Below are 18879 nucleotides of genomic sequence, written 5' to 3'. Positions count from 1 at the left end.
TATACGTATCCGTTCAGTGGAGTGGTCAAACAAGATTGACAAGTTGGTATAAAAAGATAACAATAGAGCAAAGGTGTGGTAATAAGGTAAGTGCCTTTAGAACTCTACAAAAGTTTAGAATAGAAAACAGCAAAGTTAGAAACAAAAATAGAAAGATTGGGAAGAGAGAATGAAAGTCTAAAGACAAAAGGTAAACAAGACTTTAAAGATAGGAAATGCTGAGTTAAAGGAAAAGCTCAATTTAAATTCAAGAATTCATCAATACCAAATTTTAAAGAGCTATATTAAAGTAAAAGAGCATAAGCTAAAAAGCAAAAGAAATATTAGTAATTAAATCTCGCATAAGGGTAATTGTCGGACTAAAATAGATGTAAACGATGCAGGTGATTAAAGTAGAATTTCTTATGAACATAGAGGAGAAATTACAATATGTGATACACCATATATTCACTAAAAGGCTGACTTTCCTTAAAACAGAGCCTTACGTAATGAAATATAATTAGAGTATGGCTGCTACTATATCGGAGATGCAAAAAGAAAGAGTAGCAAATTATCAGAAGGTGCTACACAGACACATTTTAGCTAAAAGTGAAGTCGATAATTGCAACTATCAGCTGACTTTATAAAAATTAGAAACTTGAAGTAATGATATGAATTTTCATTGTTAGTGATCAAATAAGTGACATTGCAGAGTTGTTTAATTATAGAGCAAGAAAGAGGTAATAAATTTGCACAAAGCGCCCTCAAGTGAAGCAATTGTATTGTAGATTTTATTACGTAAAATGTTCTGTTTTTTATATAGAAACCAGAGTCTCCTAATAGGATTAAACTCAGGTAAGTATTGCAACATTTTAAAATTAACTCACTGTAGAGATAAAAATTTTGCCTACCTAATTTTACTTCAACCTATGCTCTAATGCCATTTTTAAATTATCCATGTCCAACTTCCGAATATGCACTAAACCGCGCGATTTACCAAAGATAAATAACTCTTATTCAGGACATTAACCAATAATCTCATTAAGTTTTCTTTATTTTCTGTTTACCTCTATCTCGTTTATTGTAAATTAATCTTGGAATGATATACGAAAACTTCATTTTTGCATATTACATTATGTCATAGTCTTGCTAACATTCAAGCTAAATTTTTCCTGGATTCTTATCATCATTTCTTTAATAGTAATATTAAAATTTTCTTGTATTCATACCTCAATTTATTCAAATTGACTCTGGTTCAACCTCGTTTTTCTACAACATTAAGAAAAGTAAACAATTTTTCTTCTTTCCTAAGCTTAGGTGCTTTATCCATGTGATTAGTATTGTTCTCGAAATGTAACTTTGCTATGGCTGTTACACTATGCTTTTTTAGTGCAATACAGCATTTAGCTTTTTGCAACACATATGTTATTTTATACTTTAAGTCAGAATTTCTTTTGCTAATTCCATGACTTTTTTATCTAATAATCCTGATTTCATACCATTTAAACCTTGCTATTTTACTTACTTCAGTATAGTTTATTTTTCATCATTATCTATCCGTTCCTTAGTATAGTGGAAATCAGTATTAAAATACAAGAAGCCTTTCTTATCATGGATAAAGCCAATAATAAGAATATCCCTAAGAATAAATGCAATTGAATACAAAGTCTACAATTGCTAAAATGATTTTTTTACAAGATTTCTTCCTAGAATAAAAGGTATTACACTATATCATGAACTTTTACTAAAATTCTCTTTATGTCTTCATGCGAAAGTGGAATCAGACCTAGCTTAGATAAGTACCCACCTTCAGTACTGATTGAATCTATAACTTCCCTAATAAACTCTCTGAGTCCATCAACAGTATTTAAGTGTTCTTTCTTTATGTAAAGGTATAGAGGCCTTGCTAATACATATTTTCCCGATGATATATTTTCATAAGTTGGCTCAATTCCTGCAATTGTACTCCCTTGTACTTTATCTTGGTTCCTCATCAAAAAACTGAAACTAAATATTCCCAAGGCATCCTTGTTACTTTTTAATTTTTGTATTATCATGTTTTCATTAATTCCAACTTCTATGTACCTTCTATCATCTCTTATATTACTACATGCTTTCTTTCTTTCTTCAGGATCATTATAACTCTCTTTAAAAATCTTTGAATTCATGCATGAGTATTGATCAAGCATAATAAAATTAACCAAAGTTTCGTATGTACCTGTATTCTGATGTGGACCATAAATTTCAATTTCCGTTTTTGGTAAGGTTTGATTTACATCAGACCAAAACTTCTTGCTATTTTTTACTAGCCTACCATTCTCCTGAGAATATGCAGATAAAGTTTCAAATAAATCCTTTTTTGTAAAATCAAATCTACGGCTTTGATTCGAATTTGCAACGACAATTCCATCATAGCCGATAATGATCTCTATTACATCGTTAACTTTATTTCTTTTACACAATTCTATTTCTGCCTCTTTTATAGGACGAGATGAAGTGGCAATATCTGGCGTATTTTCCCCTATTCCTGAGCAAAAAGTTTTAAACCCAGATCCACTTCCTATCGATTCCACAACCGGAGTCTTAAAAGAGAAGATACGATTGAAGTCCTCAGCTATAAATGAGATAAAAGGAAAAACAGTTGAAGACCCAACAATTCTGACATATTTTCTTGCATCAACATCTGACAGAGGGATAAGTACTGCAAATACAAAAATCAAGAGAAAGCTTCTAAACATTGTCTTTAATCAAGAATATAGACCCATAGTTATTATAATAAAAAGATCAAACTGAAAAGCCTTAATTTTCTTTCAATATTTAATAATTCATTAGAAAAAATGCCATAGACCTTTGAATGGTTAGGTATGAAAGAAACATAAAATCTGAAGCAGGATTTTTATAATACAATCTTTTTAGCTATTTAACAAAAAGAGCGTGGCTAAACCGAGGAATATAAAAGCTGAAAGGATATCAGTTGTTGCTGATGTTAGAATTGAAGAAGAAACTGCAGGGTCTGATTTTAAACGGTAAAGCATTATAGGAATGAAAGTTCCAATAAATGTTGCAATGATTGACATCATAACCATGGAAGCTACAAAAATTATCTCCACTTTAAAACTGTGAAACCTTATTGCCAATACTACCAATGAAATCATAGATAAAATTATCCCATTTATAAGACCTATGAAAAATTCTTTTATCAGTATTCTGTTTGCATTTTGCTCAGTCAAATATTTTGTTGCAATTGCCCTAATGGTTAGCGTTACTGTTTGGGATCCAGCGTTTCCACTCATTGATGTAATTATTGGCATAACTATTGGTAGCACTACAAAGCTCTTTATTATATCATCAAAAAAGCCAACCACTACAGAACATACTGTTGCAGCTAAGAGATTAAATAACAACCAAGGTAGCCTTTGAATTATAGTTTTATGTATAGGAGCATTTATATCGGCTTTAGATGACACACCACTTATTTTGAGTACATCTTCTTCCGTTTCTTGTTGAACAACTTTTATTACATCTTCAATCAAGATCACACCAATGATTTTTCCGCGCTTATTCACCACTGGAGCTGATAACAGAGAATAATCTTTAAATACTCTTGCTACTTCCTCTTGATCTACTCCAGTTTTAATAATCTTTATATCTTGACTCATTATCTCTTTTATCATCGTTTCTCCTGAGTGAGATATTACCTTATTCAAATTAACACTACCGATAGGCTCTAACTTTGAGTTAATAATAAAGATCTGATAAAATTTCTCTGGTATTTTTTTATAACTTCGCAAAAATTCTGTTAATTGATTTATCGTCCAATAATATGGGGCTATAACCATATCTTTGTGTATTAATCTTCCTGCACTTTCTTCTGGATACGATAATAACTCCTCTACCGATTTTTGAGTTTCATTGGGCAGGTATTTAAGTATGCTTTCTATGGATTTTTTATCTAAATCTTTCATTATGGCTACTATATCCTCTACGTCGAGGAGTATTAGTAACTTTGCTGCATTTTCTATTCCCAATGTTTCTATAATCTCCACTTGTAAATCTGGCACTACATGTACTAGAGCATTACTTAATGAATATTGATCAAGAACACTAACTAATTGCTCTCTGTGATCACTGATTGAGGTAGATAAAAAATAGGCTAGCTGAACACCATCTATTGTTTTTACAATATTACGAATATTTTCTAGTTCCTGATTATTGAGTGACTCTATCAAGCTATCAATAGCATTTTTATCTAAACCATAATAGAAATTTGCCTCAATACTCATTGTTTTACCTTATTTCCTAACAAACGTATATACTTGATTCCTTTAAACATTAGAGTATAATAAGATTGTTTTAAATTAACTATTATATGGTTAAATTTCTATTTTGTGTACTGTTATTGCTGTTGATAATAAATATATTAAAATCTAAAGCATAATGAAAACTTATTTAGAGATCCTTGAGTATTTTCAGAACTTAGATAAAAGTATCTCTGTTATCAGGAGGTGTCTTTGACATAGAAAAGTTGAAGTCGCGCCTCGAAGAGCTCGAATCTCAGGTTGCAGACGGTAATCTATGGCAAGCCCATCAAAAGGCACAAGAGGTTTTAAAAGAACGTTCTAAAATTAAGAATGACCTAGAGTCATTTTCAAAGCTAGAAAACGATTATAATAATGCCATTAGTTTAATGAAATTCGCTATTGATGAAAATGATAAAGATTTTTTTTCTGAAGTTGAAAATGAATTAGTAGCACTAGAAAAATTAATTAAGCGTAAAGAAACAGAGTTCTTATTTACTGATGAAGCAGATAATAATGATTGCTTCTTAGAAATTCACTCAGGAGCTGGTGGAACAGAGAGCAATGATTGGGCTGAAATGTTAATGCGCATGTATATAAGATGGGCAGAGATTTACCACAATTTTAAAGTTGAAGTTGTAGAAAAATTAGAGGGAGATTCAACTGGTATAAAATCTGCAACGATAAAAATCGTTGGAGACAAGGCATATGGATGGGCAAAAAGCGAAAGCGGCATTCACAGACTTGTTAGAATATCACCATTTGATGTAAACAGTAAACGTCATACCAGTTTTGCAAGCATAGGAATAACTCCAGCAATAGAAAATTTAATTGATATTGCTGCGGATGAGGAAGATCTAAAGATCGACACCTACCGTGCTTCTGGAGCTGGTGGCCAACACGTAAACAAAACTGAAAGTGCGGTGCGCATTACACATATTCCAACAGGTATTATAGTTCAATGCCAAAACAGTCGTTCTCAGCACCAGAATAAAAATGAGGCACTAAAATTACTTAAAGGGCGTTTATACCAAATTGAACTGAAGAAAAAAGAGCAGAAAATGTCTGAAGAGTACGGCAAAAAATGTGACATAGGCTGGGGCAATCAAATAAGGTCATACGTTATGCACCCGTATCAAATGGTAAAGGATTTAAGAACAGGATATGAAGTAGGTAACATAAATTCCATCCTTGATGGCAATATAGATTGTTTTATAATTAGTGTGCTCACTAATAAAAATTAGGAATTTATCTAGATGTAAAAGGCTAGCTTTTTTTACCTATAAGAAACAGAACATTACTTAACAATCCTTAGCTCGCCCCCTAAGCCTAAGATATTCAATTATCTTCAGTCTGCACAGATTAAACGACGTTGAATTTTTTTGCACTATGTACACTTTATGTCTTCATAATACTTCTAAATTTTTATCTATATAATCTGAAACGCGCTTAAAAGCGTTTAAGTGGTATAATATACTAATTTACAGAGATTACGACCAACGAGAAGAGTGATAATAATTCTCATTATTAGTGAGTTAAGTAAGTGATATTGCAGAGTTATTTAATTACTGAGTGAGAAATGAAGATAATAAATTTGCATAGAGCACCCTAAAACAAGGCAATTATATTATATAACCTCGATATTCTTAGGTACCTTTAAATTTCTTGATTTATACTAATTAATATAATCCATGACAAAAAAGCCTTCTCATATTCTTAAATATATGCAACATTTATTGAAGAAATATATTCATATAATCAGTGTTAACATTCGTCGTAAATAAGCTAGAACTCTCTTCATATTTTTAAAATTAATTGCATTGTAGAAACAAAAATTTTTGTCTACCTAATTTTACTTTAACCTATGTTCTAACACACTTTTAAATCACCCATGTTCAACCTTAGAATGCGTACTAAACCGCGATTTACCAAAGAAAAACAATTCTTGTTTTTAGGGCACTTGCCAATAGGCTCATTAAGTTTTTTCTAACCATTCTTACTTTTATCTTGTTCATTGAGAATCAGTCTTGACATAATATACAAAAATTTTATTATTTTTTCTGGATTCATTCTTACTTTCATTTCTTTAATGGTAACACCAGTTTTTTTATGTACATACTTCACCTTGTTTAAATCTACTCTGATTTAAATCTAGTTTTTTACGATATCGGGCGGGAGGAGTAAATAATTTTTTCCTCTTCCAAATTTTAGGTGATTTATTCATGCAGTTAATGCTGCTCTTAACACACAACATACACGTCATCACACACTTCCTTTAGCATTTCCTTTGCTGATTCCACGACTTTTTCATCCAGATTTCAACGCCATCTAAACCTCTCTATTTTACTTACTTCAGTATAGCTTCTTTCCCATTATTGTCTATCTGTTCCTTGTACAGTAGAAATTAGCATAACTTTAACAAAGTAGCTACCTTTCTATAAAAGACCTATCGAAGGTTGCAATTATAGGCGTGAATAAGAACGATAAGAGAGTACGGGATTGAGTAACTATATACACTTCCGCTGGCATACCAGGATATAGATACACACTTTTAAACTGGGCAAGTTCTGACTTTGGTATCACTACACGTACTAAATAATAACGCCCTAATCTCGGATCGCCGAGAGCATCAGGAGAAATATGGCTTACTATACCATTAATTAAGCTTAAATGACGTGCACTGTAAGCGCTTAACCTAACCTTAACCTTCAGCCCTTCTAAACCGTCAATAGAGACTATATTGCTATCTTTTTTTTGTGCCGAAAGTATCTCCTCTATATTTCTAGTCTGGATTTTGGCATTTATTATTAAGTCGTCATTCAATGGTATTACACTCATAATCGGAACACCAGATTGTATTACACCGCCTTCTGTATGATACCTTATATCTGTGACTATTCCATCTTGAGGCGATCTAATTACTGTACGCGCCAACGCATCCTCTGCAATCATTAGCCTTTCTTTCAAATCAGCAATAGATGTGCCAATCTCCTTAAGTTCAATATTTGCTCTTTCTTGAAAATCATTTTTTACGTTTATAATTTCTAATTCATTTTCCTTAACTTTTTGCTGCATTTGAGATATTGCAGCACGGTAATGACCGACTTTACCTTCAATTTCAGCAAACTGTTTCTCTAAAGCAAAAATGTGCGGTTTCCCTATGTGACCACCGATAAGGAGCTTCCTTTTTGTTTTCAGTTCTTCAGTTATTAAATCATATTGCTTGAGTGCTGCATCCAATTGAGAATTTAGGCCAACCAACTTATCATGCAATTGCTTTATACGTTGTTGTAGTACGTCAGTTTTCCCTAATATACTCTTGCGCTGAGAATTAAACAATTCTACCTGATTTTTTATCACCTTATTCACAAGTTCATCGTCAGATAATCTTTTAACTTCATCAGGAAATTCAACTGCATAAAAACCTTCCCTAATTGCAATAAGTCTTGTTTCAGTTGCCAAAAGTGATAAGAGTTTTTCTTTAATTATGCTTAAATTTGCCTTCTCATTAATATCATTCAACAAAACTAAAGGCTCATCTTTTTTAACTGCTTGGCCCTCTTTGACTAAGATTTTGCTTATTATTCCCTCGCCCAAGTGTTGAACTACCTTCCTATTTGAAGATACAATCACCTCCCCACTTGCATGTACTGCCCCATCAATTGGAGCTACAGCCGACCAAATACCACCTATTCCAAAAAAGATGAGTATCACTATCAACCCAAAAAATAGTGGTCCCCATGTTACTCTTAGAACCTCATTCATGTTATTACCCTCACACTTTAAAATAAAATTAACCATTGCATCAATCAATGCAAACGTTTTATCTAAAAGTTTTGGGTACTTCTTCTTTTTATTTTTTGTCCTTTGCATGTTTACATTATCACTATGCCCAAATAAACCTGTCAAAGAAAATCTAGCACTAAGTTTTTTCAACTTACTTACCATATACCACTGCAAATCTATGTTAATGTAAAATAATACTAAAAACAAAGAAGCCATTTAGTGGTAATTTCTGCTGTATTTTAATCAACTTAAGCTTTTATAAATATCCAAGTGCTATTCAATTTATACAGAGACATATTGCCAATCAGTCAATATTTTGTTAGTAGTCAGGAAAATAAAATTACCATGTTTAAACTAGAAAGCAGAAAATTCCTAATTACCGGCGCATCAGGCGGAATAGGACAGGAAATTGTAAAAACCATGCATAAAGCTGGAGCAATTCTATGTATTTCTGGTTCAAAAAAAGAAGCCCTAGAAGAAGTTGCTAAACTATATAAAGAAAATATTCATATACTTCTTTGTAATTTATTAAATGCTGGAGAAGTAAATCAGTTAATAAATAGAGCAAACGAGTTGATGGGAGGTTTTGATGGATTAATATGCAATGCAGGCATTACACAAGATAGTTTATTGTTAAGAATGACAGACGAAGCATGGCAAAAAGTGATTGATATTAATTTGAATTCTACATTTAAGCTCAATAGGGAAGCATGTAAGAAACTAACTAAAAATAACAGGGGAAGAATTATAAATATTTCTTCAATAATAGGATTGACAGGAAATGCTGGACAAGCAAATTATGCAGCGTCTAAGGCTGGCATCATAGCTATGAGTAAATCTATAGCAAAAGAAGTTGCAAGCCGTAATATAACAGTAAATTGCATTGCCCCTGGATTCATAATCACTAAAATGACTAAAGTTTTAACCGAAGAACAAAAGAGAAAGATACTAGATAATATTCCAATGAAAAGAATGGGAACAGGAGAAGAGATAGCAGCAGGAGTCCTGTTTTTAGCAAGTGATGAGGCAAAATACATCACAGGGCATGTACTTAATATTAATGGTGGTTTGTTTATGTAGTAACACCTTAATTTATAGACAAGTCATAAATTTTACTTTAAAATAAATATATGTAAACTAAAATTGTCTTTATTATGCTAGTTTATATTTGAAGGAAAAAAATGAGCTCTATAATAAAAAAAATTTTTAGTATTTTATGTGTAGTATTGCTTTTCTCTTTCTCAGGCTATGCAGTTACCCATGGTACTGGTGTAGATGATACAACTGCTCAAGTAATATGTAACATTATTGGGTATGTTTGGGGAATAGGCGGTCCACTTATGACAGTAGTAATAATTGGTGCGTCTTTGCTTGCAATATTTGGTAGAATGCCTTGGCCAGCTCTTTTTGCTTTAGGTATGTTTTGCGGTGTATTTTTTGGTGCTAAGGCAATCATAATGAATATCATGCCTAATGTGAGTGATAACGTAAAAGTCATGTTGGAAAAGTGTGGAACAAAATAATTTATAAAAGTAAAAGCGGCTTTTGCTATCTATTGGAATATTTCATATCTTCAATTTGCAATAAGTAAGGGCTGTCCTTTGGTAAATTTCTAACGGCTAACTCAGCATACTTTACAAATTGCTTTAAATTACCTTCAATATAAGCCTTTTTTGTTAAAGCAAAATAATACATCGCTACATTAGCAGCTTGCTTATATGCAACACCTAAATATTTCCAGACAAAAGCATTGCTTGGTTCTACGCTTACAATTTGTTCTAGGTAAAAAATTGCCTTCTTTATATCACCATATAATAACAAAGTATGAGATAATGCTAATTTTACTAAGTAACTGCTTTTCTCAGATAAATACCTAAGTGATTCTTCATACATTTTTACTGCTTCACTCAAATTTCCAGTCTTGTATAGTATTTCTGCTTTTAATTCATACAAGTATGGATCATTGCTTGATTCTTGAATCAGTGAATCAACTTTAGCAATAGCTTCTTTTATCTTTCCTTGCCTGTAGTAAATTATAGCATTTACATATTCAGAATTATCTTCATATTTACTAGACAACAGATAGATAGGAGAAAAGAACGAGTCTAGCTTTGCAACTATATGTTTAAATTTTAATAATTTATCTGCAAGAATTGGGTTCACTTCATTCTTAACCCTATAATTCTGTACAGCAAATATACGCTTATTACTAAGTGGATGAGTACGAAAGTACTCTTCTGTATTTTCATGTTCAATACCTCTAAAGTAGTCAAAAATCTCTTTCATACCTGAATTATTATAGCCAGATTCATCAAGGTACTTCAAAGCATAGCTATCTGCTACACTCTCTTGCTCTTGAGAATAGTTAAAAAACAACCTTGAACTTAGCGCCACACCACTAAGCAAAATTGCGCTAGCAATCTTGGGATTAATGATAATAGTAGAAATTAACCCTATCATACAACTAATCATTGCTATCGATTGAAAACAACCCACAGTATCATTCATCTGCAATATATGACCAGAAGATATATGAGCAATCTCATGTGCCAATACGCCTAGTAAAACGTAAGGTTCAGTCGAATATTGCAAAAGCCCCAAGTGAATAAAAATACTATTATTATTAACTACAAAAGCATTGATTGAATTATCATCAATTACAAAAATTTTTATTCGGCTATCATCAATAGCTGCAGCAGAAAATAAGGGGTGTGCTAATTCTTTCACCACTGCCTCCACTTCACTGTCTCTAACATTAACAGAGCAAGCGCTATTGCAATATATAAAAAAGAACAACAATAGGGTAAAGAATTCAGCAATTTTAAACATGAGAATTCTGTGCTTGTATCCTTAGCAGGAATCTTATATTTTAATACTTAAATTATATAAATTTATAAACACTAGCTCAATTCTTTAACGTAGCGTATAAGTTTATCGATGGTAGTTAACTTAATATTATGTTGTTCAGCAAATTTAAGCAACTCAGGTAGACGCATCATAGAGCCATCATCATTTACTAATTCACACCCTACAGCTGCGTGATTACAGCCAATTAACTTTGCTATTTCAACACTTGCCTCAGTATGACCATTACGTGCTAAAACTCCATTATCATTTGCAATAATAGGAAAAACATGACCAGGAGTGATAATATCATTATGAGTACTCTTTCCGTCAATAGCGGTAAGTATCGTATGCGTTCTATCATGAGCAGAAACACCAGTTGTAACACCATAACGTGCATCGATCGATGTAGTGAACGCAGTGTGATAGGTAAGCTTTTCATCTACATTACTTCTTCTCATAAACTCAAGACCTAACCTACCCATATGAAGCCTTGTCATAGCCAGAAACACAATACCAGTGCCATACCTAACCATAAAAGCCACATGTTCCGGTTTTAATTTTTCAGCTAAGACAATTAGATCACCCTCATTTTCTCTATTCTCATCATCAACTAGAATAAATAATTTACCAAAACGAGCATCTTCCAACACATCTTCCACAGAAGAAATACCAGGTAGATTGATTGATGCATACGTGGCTTGTACCATAATTTACTTAAATTCAATCTTAACTATTTTATACAATTTCTCTCCACTTGGCACTGTTACTTCCACATATTCACCAACTTTTTTGCCGATTAAAGCACTACCCAAAGGTGAACTAGTAGATATCAACTGTTTTGAAACATCAGCTTCGTACTCACCTACAATTTTATAAATATATTCTACTTCAGTACTATTATCATTTAACATACTCAATGTTACAGTTGCACCAAACATCACTGAATCACCAAACAAGTTTTTTACCTCTATTATTTCTGCATGTGAGAGCTTGTTTTCTAATTCCATTATACGACCTTCAATAAAACCTAACCTTTCCCGTGCAGCATGATACTCCGCATTTTCGGATAAATCACCTTGATCACGAGCATCAGAAACAGCTTGTATAATGGAAGGTTTTTCTTCCTTTAATTTCTCAAGCTCAGCTTGTATATGCTCAAAACCTTCTCTTGTTATAGGAAACTTCTTAATAATGGATGAAGACATAACCACCACCTAAACGCCATTAAATTGAGTAATAAAACTACTCACAATATTGAAAACATCATCTTTTATATCATCGCTCATACTATCTGACAACTTTTTTAAAACTTCAGGGTATGCGACATGAAAATAATTAATAATGTCATATTTGAATTTATTGATATCACTTATTTGTATTTTACTTAATTGATCATACAGATTAGAAAAAATATACATCAGCACTACTTGCTCTTCCACTGGCATAGGTAAATGCTGCTTCTGCTTTAATAGCTCAATAAGATATTTACCCTTATTTAAGGATAATTGAACACTAGCATCAAGATCAGAACCAAATTTTGCAAAATCCTCCAATTCTCTATATTGAGCTAAACTTAGCTTTATAGAACCAGCAACTTCCTTAACTGATTTCAATTGTGCAGCAGAACCAACACGCGAAACTGATAAACCTATATTTACCGCAGGGCGAAATCCTTTATAAAATAATTCAGACTCAAGGAAGATTTGTCCATCGGTAATCGAAATCACGTTAGTTGGAACATATGCAGATACATCACCAGCTTGAGTCTCAATAATTGGCAAAGCAGTTAGAGATCCATGTCCTTTCTTACCAGACATTTTAGCAGCCCTTTCAAGTAAACGAGAATGCACGTAAAATATATCCCCAGGATAAGCTTCACGACCAGGAGGACGTCTCAGCAGTAAAGACATTTGCCTATATGCTACAGCATGCTTAGATAAATCATCATATACTACCAAGCAATGCATCCCATTATCACGGAAAAATTCTCCAATAGTGCAACCAGTATAAGGCGCCAAAAATTGCATAGGAGCACAGTCAGATGCACTAGCTACAACTATAGTGGTATACTCTAATGCTCCACTTTCTTCTAGCTTATTTACTACCTTTGCCACAGTTGAAATTTTTTGCCCAATAGCAACATAAACACAGTAAACTTTTTGATCTTTATCCACTTTATCATTAATCTTCTTTTGATTAATAATAGTATCAAGCGCAATAGTAGTTTTACCGATTTGTCTATCACCAACAACTAATTCACGCTGCCCTCTACCTATTGGAATCAGCAAGTCTATAATTTTAATTCCCGTTTGCAGAGGCTCATGTACAGACTCACGATCAATAATGCCAGGTGCTTTAGATTCTATATCCATTCTATTCTTAGATTTAATTTCTTCACCTCTGTCTATAGGACAGCCCAATGCATTTACAACTCTTCCCAATAATTCATATCCCACAGGCACTTTCATAACATCACCACTGCACTTTACAATATCCCCTTCTTTCACATCACGATCATTACCAAGAATCACTATTCCAGCTATATCATGGTCTAAATCAAGAACTATTCCTTCCACACCACTTGTAAAAAATACCTTTTCACCTAATTTTGCTTTTTCAAGTCCATAAACTAATGCAATACCATCAGCCACTGAAATCACCTCACCTATATTTTCCCGTTTTACAGGATAATCAAATGCTTCAACTTTCTCTCTTATTATATTCACTATCTCAGAGGCATTCATATTGTCTTTCATACAAAATTCCTTGTTTTTAATATTTCCACTTTACTTAAATCAACTAACCTATCTAAATAACTTTTCAATGAAGCATCAATTAAATTAAAGCCATACTTAACTATAAAACCACCTAGTATAGAAGGGTCAACCACACTGTCTACCTTTACTATTTTACCAAGAAAGCTCAAAGATTCAGTAATTATTTTTATACTGGATTCGCTTAAAGTTTCTGCTGAACTTATAGTAATTTCTAATTCATTCTCACTTTCTCTTACAAGATTTAAGAACTTTTTTAATACATGGATCAATAAGTTAGAACGCTTATTTGCAAATATAACTACAATAAATTTCACTAAACTCTCACTCAAGTGTTCCTTTATAGAAAGGATAACTTCTTTTTTGCATGCAAAAGGAATCATAGGATGGGATAAGTATATAAAAATACCACGTTGACTTTTAAAAAAATCTAACAAAAATTCCACTTCTTTTCTTATAACACTTAGCTTATTCTCTGAAACACAAAACAGTACTCTAGCATAAGATGAAACTAAATTACTGTATTGGGTCCTTCTCATACTAAATTAGTTATATAAACCTTTCACTCTTCAAATAAGGAAACATAAATCATACCAATAGAATAACCTAAAAAACTAAGGTCATTACTTAAGAAATATTTAAAAGAATTTACAATAGATTGACGCTTAAGCAGACCTACTTCAACTTTTATAAAAATCAGCTCTTTTTTTTTAGATACAATTAAGTCAACTTCACCAAATTTACAACGGTGTTGTATAACATAACAACATTTCAGTTTTGAATATAATAAAATTAACAACTCACCAAAATAACCTATAAAATAGTATAACCTATTCACCATAAAAACTATGATAATAATTAACTTTTCGTAGCTTCTTCATTTCCCTCTTTACTTTTATCATAAACTTTACCTTTTGCTGCAACATCCCTATTAATTAGTTCTATTACTGCCATTGAAGCACAATCACCCTTTCGAGTACTAAATTTTAGTATTCTAGAATAACCACCTCTACAATCTTGATAACGGCTAGCTAAAACATTTAGCAACTTATCAACTACTAACTTATTATTATGAAGACGCGAAAGTAGTAGCCTTCTACCATGTAAAGTATTTTTATTCTTAGCAATCGTAATGAATTTTTCCACATATGGACGAAGTTCCTTAGCCTTCGGTAAAGTAGTTATAATCTGCTCATGATCAATTAATGAAATAGATAGATTTTTTAACATCGATAACCTATGCTCAGTGCGACGAGATAGTTTACGTTTTTTTATCCTATGTCTCATATATCACCTAATCCTCATCAGTATGTTGCCTAGCTAACTCATCTATATCTTTAGGTGGCCAATCTGGTATATCCATACCTAAAGATAAGCCAAAATTATTCAAAACTGCCTTAATTTCATTTAAAGACTTCCTACCAAAATTAGCAGTTCTTAACATTTCACTTTCTGTCTTTTGTACAAGATCACCTATATAAGTAATATTCTCATTCTTCAAGCAATTATGTGACCTGACAGATAACTCCATTTCATCTACTTTGCGCAATAAGATAGGATCATAACCCAAATTTTTATAACCACTAGGTAAAGAAACTTGAGATTTTTTATAACTTACATCAGAACTAATAAAAGGCTGAAGTTGCTCTTGCAATATCTTTGCAGCAGAGTCAACAGCTTGACTAGGGGAAATTGTACCATCAGTTTCAATTGACAATATCAATTTATCCTTATCAGTAACTTGCCCAACGCGACTATTCTCTACTCTATATGAAACTTTGTTAATAGGACTATACAAAGCATTAACTGGAATAAAACCAATTAAATCTTGCTCATTCATAAGCTTCAAAAATTCATTTTCCTTATATTTAGTTACAGGAAGGTAACCTTTTCCACTAGCCACATATATAGTCATGTTGAGCTCTACATTTTGCCCTAGTGTACATATTGGCAAATCTTTATTAACAATAGAGCACTGATCATCAGTTTCTATCATCTCAGCTAATACCTGACAAGGTCCTTTAACACTTAAATTTAGGCACTTATTAGAAGTGTCATTTAACTTACACCTTAACATGCTCATATTCAATACTATATCAGTCACATCTTCTCTTACACCTTGAATTGAAGTAAATTCATGAGTTATACCCTCAATTTTTATCCCATAAACAGCACTACCTATAAGAGAAGACAGCATTACACGTCTTAACGCATTACCTAATGTTAAAGCAAAACCACTTTCCAATGGTTCTAGTACTATATCACCCTTTTTACTTGAATCACTTGATACTACTTTCATTGAATTAGGCTTAGTCAATTTATCTAAACTGTCAAAAATAGAAACACCGTTTTCATAATACATAAAATAACCCTTTCAAATATTCTATACCCTTCTTTTTTTTCTTAACCTACATCCATTATGAGGAATCGCAGTTTTATCTGCAATTGAGGTAACTGTTAATCCGCAATTCTGAAGTGCCTTAACTGCAGCCTCAGTACCAAAACCAGGGCCACAAATTATTACAGAAACAACCTTCATACCAAATTTCTCTATCGCAATTTTTGCAGCAGCCTCTGAGGCTTTACCAGCAGCATAAGGTGTAGACTTTCTTGAACCTGAAAAACCATGTGCACCTACAGAGGTTTGGTACAGAGTATTACCTTGAATATCAGTCACATTTATGAAAGTATTATTAAAAGTTGCACGAATACGAACAACTCCAGTAATAAACTTCTTTACACTTTTACTAACCGTCCTGACCTTTTTCATTAAAACTCACAATAATAAATTTCATTTTTTTCCAGCAATAGGTAAACGAGATCTACCTTTACGAGTTTTAGCATTGGTATGAGTTCTTTGCCCTCTTACAGGTAAACCTTTTCTATGTCTCACCCCTCTATAGCACCCCATCTCTACTAAAGACTTTATATTCATAGCCACTTCTTTTCTTAATTCGCCCTCTACAGAACAATTTTGTCTAATGAAGTTGTTAATTTTTTCTATATCTTTATCTTGCAATTCTGAAACACGTTTGCTCTTATCAACTTCGCAAGTATAGCAAATTATATTTGCAGTAGAAATACCTATACCGTATATGTAAGTTAACGCAAAAGGAACACATTTCTTGACTGGAACATTTACACCCGCAATACGTGCCACTGATACTCCGTATTTTATTAAAAATAATTCTTAATTTATATCATAAAGTAACTCAGAGTCAAACTAAATTGCAAGAAATTTTACTTTCAATCTCCTGTTTTACCTGATCAACATTAAAACTAGCATCAATCATTAATAATTTTTCTCTATAATATTCACGTAGACTATTTATTTGCATATGATATTCACCTATTCTCCTATCAATTGCAGATAAATCTGCATCATCAATTCTCCTTTCTAGCCTTGCACTTTTACATTTCATACAAATAAGGTTATCATTAACTTTGAAAAAAGATACACTGTATATACTTTTACAGTCTAAGCACATAAGACGATTCATTAATCTATCAACTGCCACCTTATCATCAAGCTGCAATTCAATTACAACATCCACATCCTTATTATATCTCTCCCGCAAAATTTGAGTTAAAAAATGAGCTTGATTTAGGTTTCTTGGGAAACCATCCAACAAAAAATTATCATCCATCAATACAAGCTGATCACATAATAATTTACATATAATTCCATCTTGAACTAAATTACCAAATTCTACAGTATCTTTTATTTTTTTGCCTAACTCGCTACCACTAGATATAATACCTCTTAACAAATCCCCTACTGAAATTAATTTTAAATTATACCTTTCTACTAATAAGCTTGATTGAGTACCTTTACCAGAGCCAGGAAGACCAAAAATTGTAATAATCATCTTAATTTCTTCGTTTTAGACTTATATTTTTTTACCCAGTTATCATACCTACTTGAAAAGATATAGGATTGTATTTGCATAATAGTATCAGTAATAACATTAACTATAATCAATAAGCTCGTCCCACCAAAAATAAATGGTACATCATAATAATATCTCATGACTTCAGGCACAGTACATATAACCACCAAATATGCAGAACCAATAAAAGTTAATCTAAAAACGATACCTTGAAGATAATCAGAAGTGTGTTTTCCAGGCCTTCTACCAGGTATAAAACCACTATTTTTTTTAAGAAAATCTGCATTTTCTTCTGAATTAAATATGAAATTAGTATAGAAAAAGTTAAAAAACACTATAAGCGTTAAGTAAGCTACAATATAAACTACTTTGTTTGCCATAAAGTAATTTAAAATAAAATCAGAAAAAACATGCCCTTTATAGAAATTTGCTATTGAAATAGGTGTTAATAAAATTGCATTAGCAAAAATAGTTGGTATTACACCAGATAAATTAATTTTTAATGGGATATAAGTAAAATCATCAGTATGTAATCTTTTAAATTGCCTCTTAGGATATTGAACAGTAACTTTTCTATAAGAAGATTCTACAAAAATAATTAAAAGCAGCAGTAAAAAAAATAACCCAAAAATAAAAAGGATAATAGGCACTGATATATTACCGTTTTTATTTAATGTTAGCAGAGAGGAAAAAGCATTATGCAACTCTGATATTATACCTGTGAAGATAATCAATGAGATACCATTACCTATACCACTAGCACTGATTTGCTCACCAAGCCATATTAGAAACATTGTTCCACCCAAAAGGCTAAAAACACCCACTATACGAAACATAACACCAGGTTCGATTACAACTAATGCTCCTTCCCTATTCATTCTTTCTAACCCAATTAAAATAGTAACTGATTGAAATATACAAAACACTATGGTCATATAACGTATGTAAGAATTCATCCTTCGACGTCCTAATTCTCCATCATTTTTAACTTCATTAATCCCTTTAACTGCAGAAGATAATAATTGCATAACTATAGATGCAACTATATACGGCATAACATTTAACGCTAGAATAGTCATCCTAGCTAATGCTCCACCAGAGAATAGATTAAATACCCCAAAAACACCAGTAACTTCTTTAGGGAATACATCATTGATTATATCAAGATTAATTCCAGGAATAGGTACATAAGTCCCTAAACGATAGCAAATTAAAGCTATTAGCGTAAAAAATATACGCCTTAATAGATCACCTTTATATAATAACGCAGGATCTAAACTATTAAATGCTGACTTACTGCCCATT

18 protein-coding genes are annotated in these 18879 nt (G+C 32.1%); 3 read left to right on the top strand and 15 right to left on the bottom strand.

Annotated features, from left to right (window positions below):
- Nucleotides 1-1700: 1700 nt before the first annotated feature.
- Nucleotides 1701-2717 (bottom strand): substrate-binding domain-containing protein, encoded by a 1017-nt coding sequence (locus tag GOY07_RS01280; protein ID WP_175837621.1) that lies wholly within the window; start codon nt 2715-2717, stop codon nt 1701-1703.
- 174 nt (nt 2718-2891) lie between these two features.
- Nucleotides 2892-4262 (bottom strand): magnesium transporter, encoded by a 1371-nt coding sequence (gene mgtE / locus GOY07_RS01275; RefSeq protein ID WP_175837619.1) that lies wholly within the window; start codon nt 4260-4262, stop codon nt 2892-2894.
- A gap of 154 nt (nt 4263-4416) precedes the next feature.
- Here mgtE and prfB point away from each other — a divergent pair.
- Nucleotides 4417-5521, top strand: a protein-coding gene (gene prfB / locus GOY07_RS01270) for a peptide chain release factor 2 (RefSeq protein WP_175837617.1) whose coding sequence is annotated in 2 segments (ribosomal slippage) — nt 4417-4491 and nt 4493-5521 — 1104 coding nt in all. Because the reading frame shifts where the segments join, the coding sequence is not laid out codon by codon here.
- A 1183-nt stretch (nt 5522-6704) separates the two neighbouring features.
- On the opposite strand, the gene GOY07_RS01265 is transcribed toward prfB, so the two are convergent.
- A complete protein-coding gene (locus GOY07_RS01265) occupies nt 6705-8225 on the bottom strand; it encodes an HlyD family type I secretion periplasmic adaptor subunit (RefSeq protein WP_175837615.1) in 1521 nt (506 codons plus the stop codon).
- A 183-nt stretch (nt 8226-8408) separates the two neighbouring features.
- Here GOY07_RS01265 and fabG point away from each other — a divergent pair, with 183 nt between their 5' ends.
- Together fabG and GOY07_RS01255 are read left to right on the top strand one after the other, a co-directional pair.
- On the top strand, nt 8409-9143 hold the full coding sequence (gene fabG, locus GOY07_RS01260) for a 3-oxoacyl-[acyl-carrier-protein] reductase (RefSeq protein ID WP_175837614.1): 735 nt from the start codon (nt 8409-8411) through the stop codon (nt 9141-9143).
- Between the two features lie 101 nt (nt 9144-9244).
- On the top strand, nt 9245-9586 hold the full coding sequence (locus GOY07_RS01255) for a TrbC/VirB2 family protein (protein WP_175837612.1): 342 nt from the start codon (nt 9245-9247) through the stop codon (nt 9584-9586).
- Nucleotides 9587-9611: 25 nt separating this feature from the next.
- Here GOY07_RS01255 and GOY07_RS01250 read toward each other — a convergent pair whose 3' ends face one another.
- From GOY07_RS01250 to secY, 12 genes are all read right to left on the bottom strand, one after another.
- Entirely contained in the window at nt 9612-10892 is a 1281-nt protein-coding gene (locus tag GOY07_RS01250) for a M48 family metalloprotease (RefSeq protein WP_175837610.1), read from the bottom strand.
- Nucleotides 10893-10963: 71 nt separating this feature from the next.
- A complete protein-coding gene (ribB, locus tag GOY07_RS01245) occupies nt 10964-11617 on the bottom strand; it encodes a 3,4-dihydroxy-2-butanone-4-phosphate synthase (RefSeq protein WP_175837608.1) in 654 nt (217 codons plus the stop codon).
- A gap of 3 nt (nt 11618-11620) precedes the next feature.
- Nucleotides 11621-12115, bottom strand: a complete 495-nt coding sequence (greA, locus tag GOY07_RS01240) for a transcription elongation factor GreA (protein WP_175837606.1) — start codon at nt 12113-12115, stop codon at nt 11621-11623.
- Between the two features lie 9 nt (nt 12116-12124).
- Nucleotides 12125-13666 (bottom strand): F0F1 ATP synthase subunit alpha, encoded by a 1542-nt coding sequence (gene atpA, locus GOY07_RS01235; protein WP_175837604.1) that lies wholly within the window; start codon nt 13664-13666, stop codon nt 12125-12127.
- Entirely contained in the window at nt 13663-14223 is a 561-nt protein-coding gene (gene atpH / locus GOY07_RS01230; RefSeq protein WP_175837602.1) for an ATP synthase F1 subunit delta, read from the bottom strand. Before atpH ends, atpA begins: the two co-directional genes overlap by 4 nt.
- 23 nt (nt 14224-14246) lie before the next feature.
- Entirely contained in the window at nt 14247-14525 is a 279-nt protein-coding gene (locus GOY07_RS01225) for a PDDEXK family nuclease (protein WP_175837600.1), read from the bottom strand.
- A gap of 17 nt (nt 14526-14542) precedes the next feature.
- Nucleotides 14543-14971 carry a 50S ribosomal protein L17 gene (gene rplQ, locus GOY07_RS01220; RefSeq protein ID WP_175837598.1) on the bottom strand — a complete coding sequence of 143 codons (429 nt, stop codon included), beginning with the start codon at nt 14969-14971 and terminating at the stop codon, nt 14543-14545.
- A gap of 7 nt (nt 14972-14978) precedes the next feature.
- Nucleotides 14979-16046, bottom strand: coding sequence for a DNA-directed RNA polymerase subunit alpha (locus GOY07_RS01215; RefSeq protein WP_175837597.1), 1068 nt, complete (start codon nt 16044-16046; stop codon nt 14979-14981).
- 21 nt (nt 16047-16067) lie between these two features.
- Complete coding sequence (gene rpsK, locus GOY07_RS01210) at nt 16068-16454, bottom strand: 30S ribosomal protein S11 (RefSeq protein ID WP_175837595.1); 387 nt, start codon at nt 16452-16454, stop codon at nt 16068-16070.
- 21 nt (nt 16455-16475) lie between these two features.
- Nucleotides 16476-16844 carry a 30S ribosomal protein S13 gene (gene rpsM, locus GOY07_RS01205; RefSeq protein ID WP_175837593.1) on the bottom strand — a complete coding sequence of 123 codons (369 nt, stop codon included), beginning with the start codon at nt 16842-16844 and terminating at the stop codon, nt 16476-16478.
- A 58-nt stretch (nt 16845-16902) separates the two neighbouring features.
- Nucleotides 16903-17553: an adenylate kinase family protein gene (locus GOY07_RS01200; RefSeq protein ID WP_175837591.1), complete on the bottom strand. Its 651-nt coding sequence runs from the start codon at nt 17551-17553 to the stop codon at nt 16903-16905.
- Nucleotides 17550-18878 carry a preprotein translocase subunit SecY gene (secY, locus tag GOY07_RS01195; RefSeq protein WP_175837589.1) on the bottom strand — a complete coding sequence of 443 codons (1329 nt, stop codon included), beginning with the start codon at nt 18876-18878 and terminating at the stop codon, nt 17550-17552. Before secY ends, GOY07_RS01200 begins: the two co-directional genes overlap by 4 nt.
- Nucleotide 18879 lies beyond the last annotated feature (1 nt).

The sequence above is a fragment of the Wolbachia endosymbiont of Litomosoides sigmodontis genome (assembly GCF_013365435.1).
Classification (GTDB): Bacteria; Pseudomonadota; Alphaproteobacteria; order Rickettsiales; family Anaplasmataceae; genus Wolbachia.
Note: the sequence above shows the minus strand (reverse complement) of the source record. Positions and strands in the feature narration are given on the sequence as shown.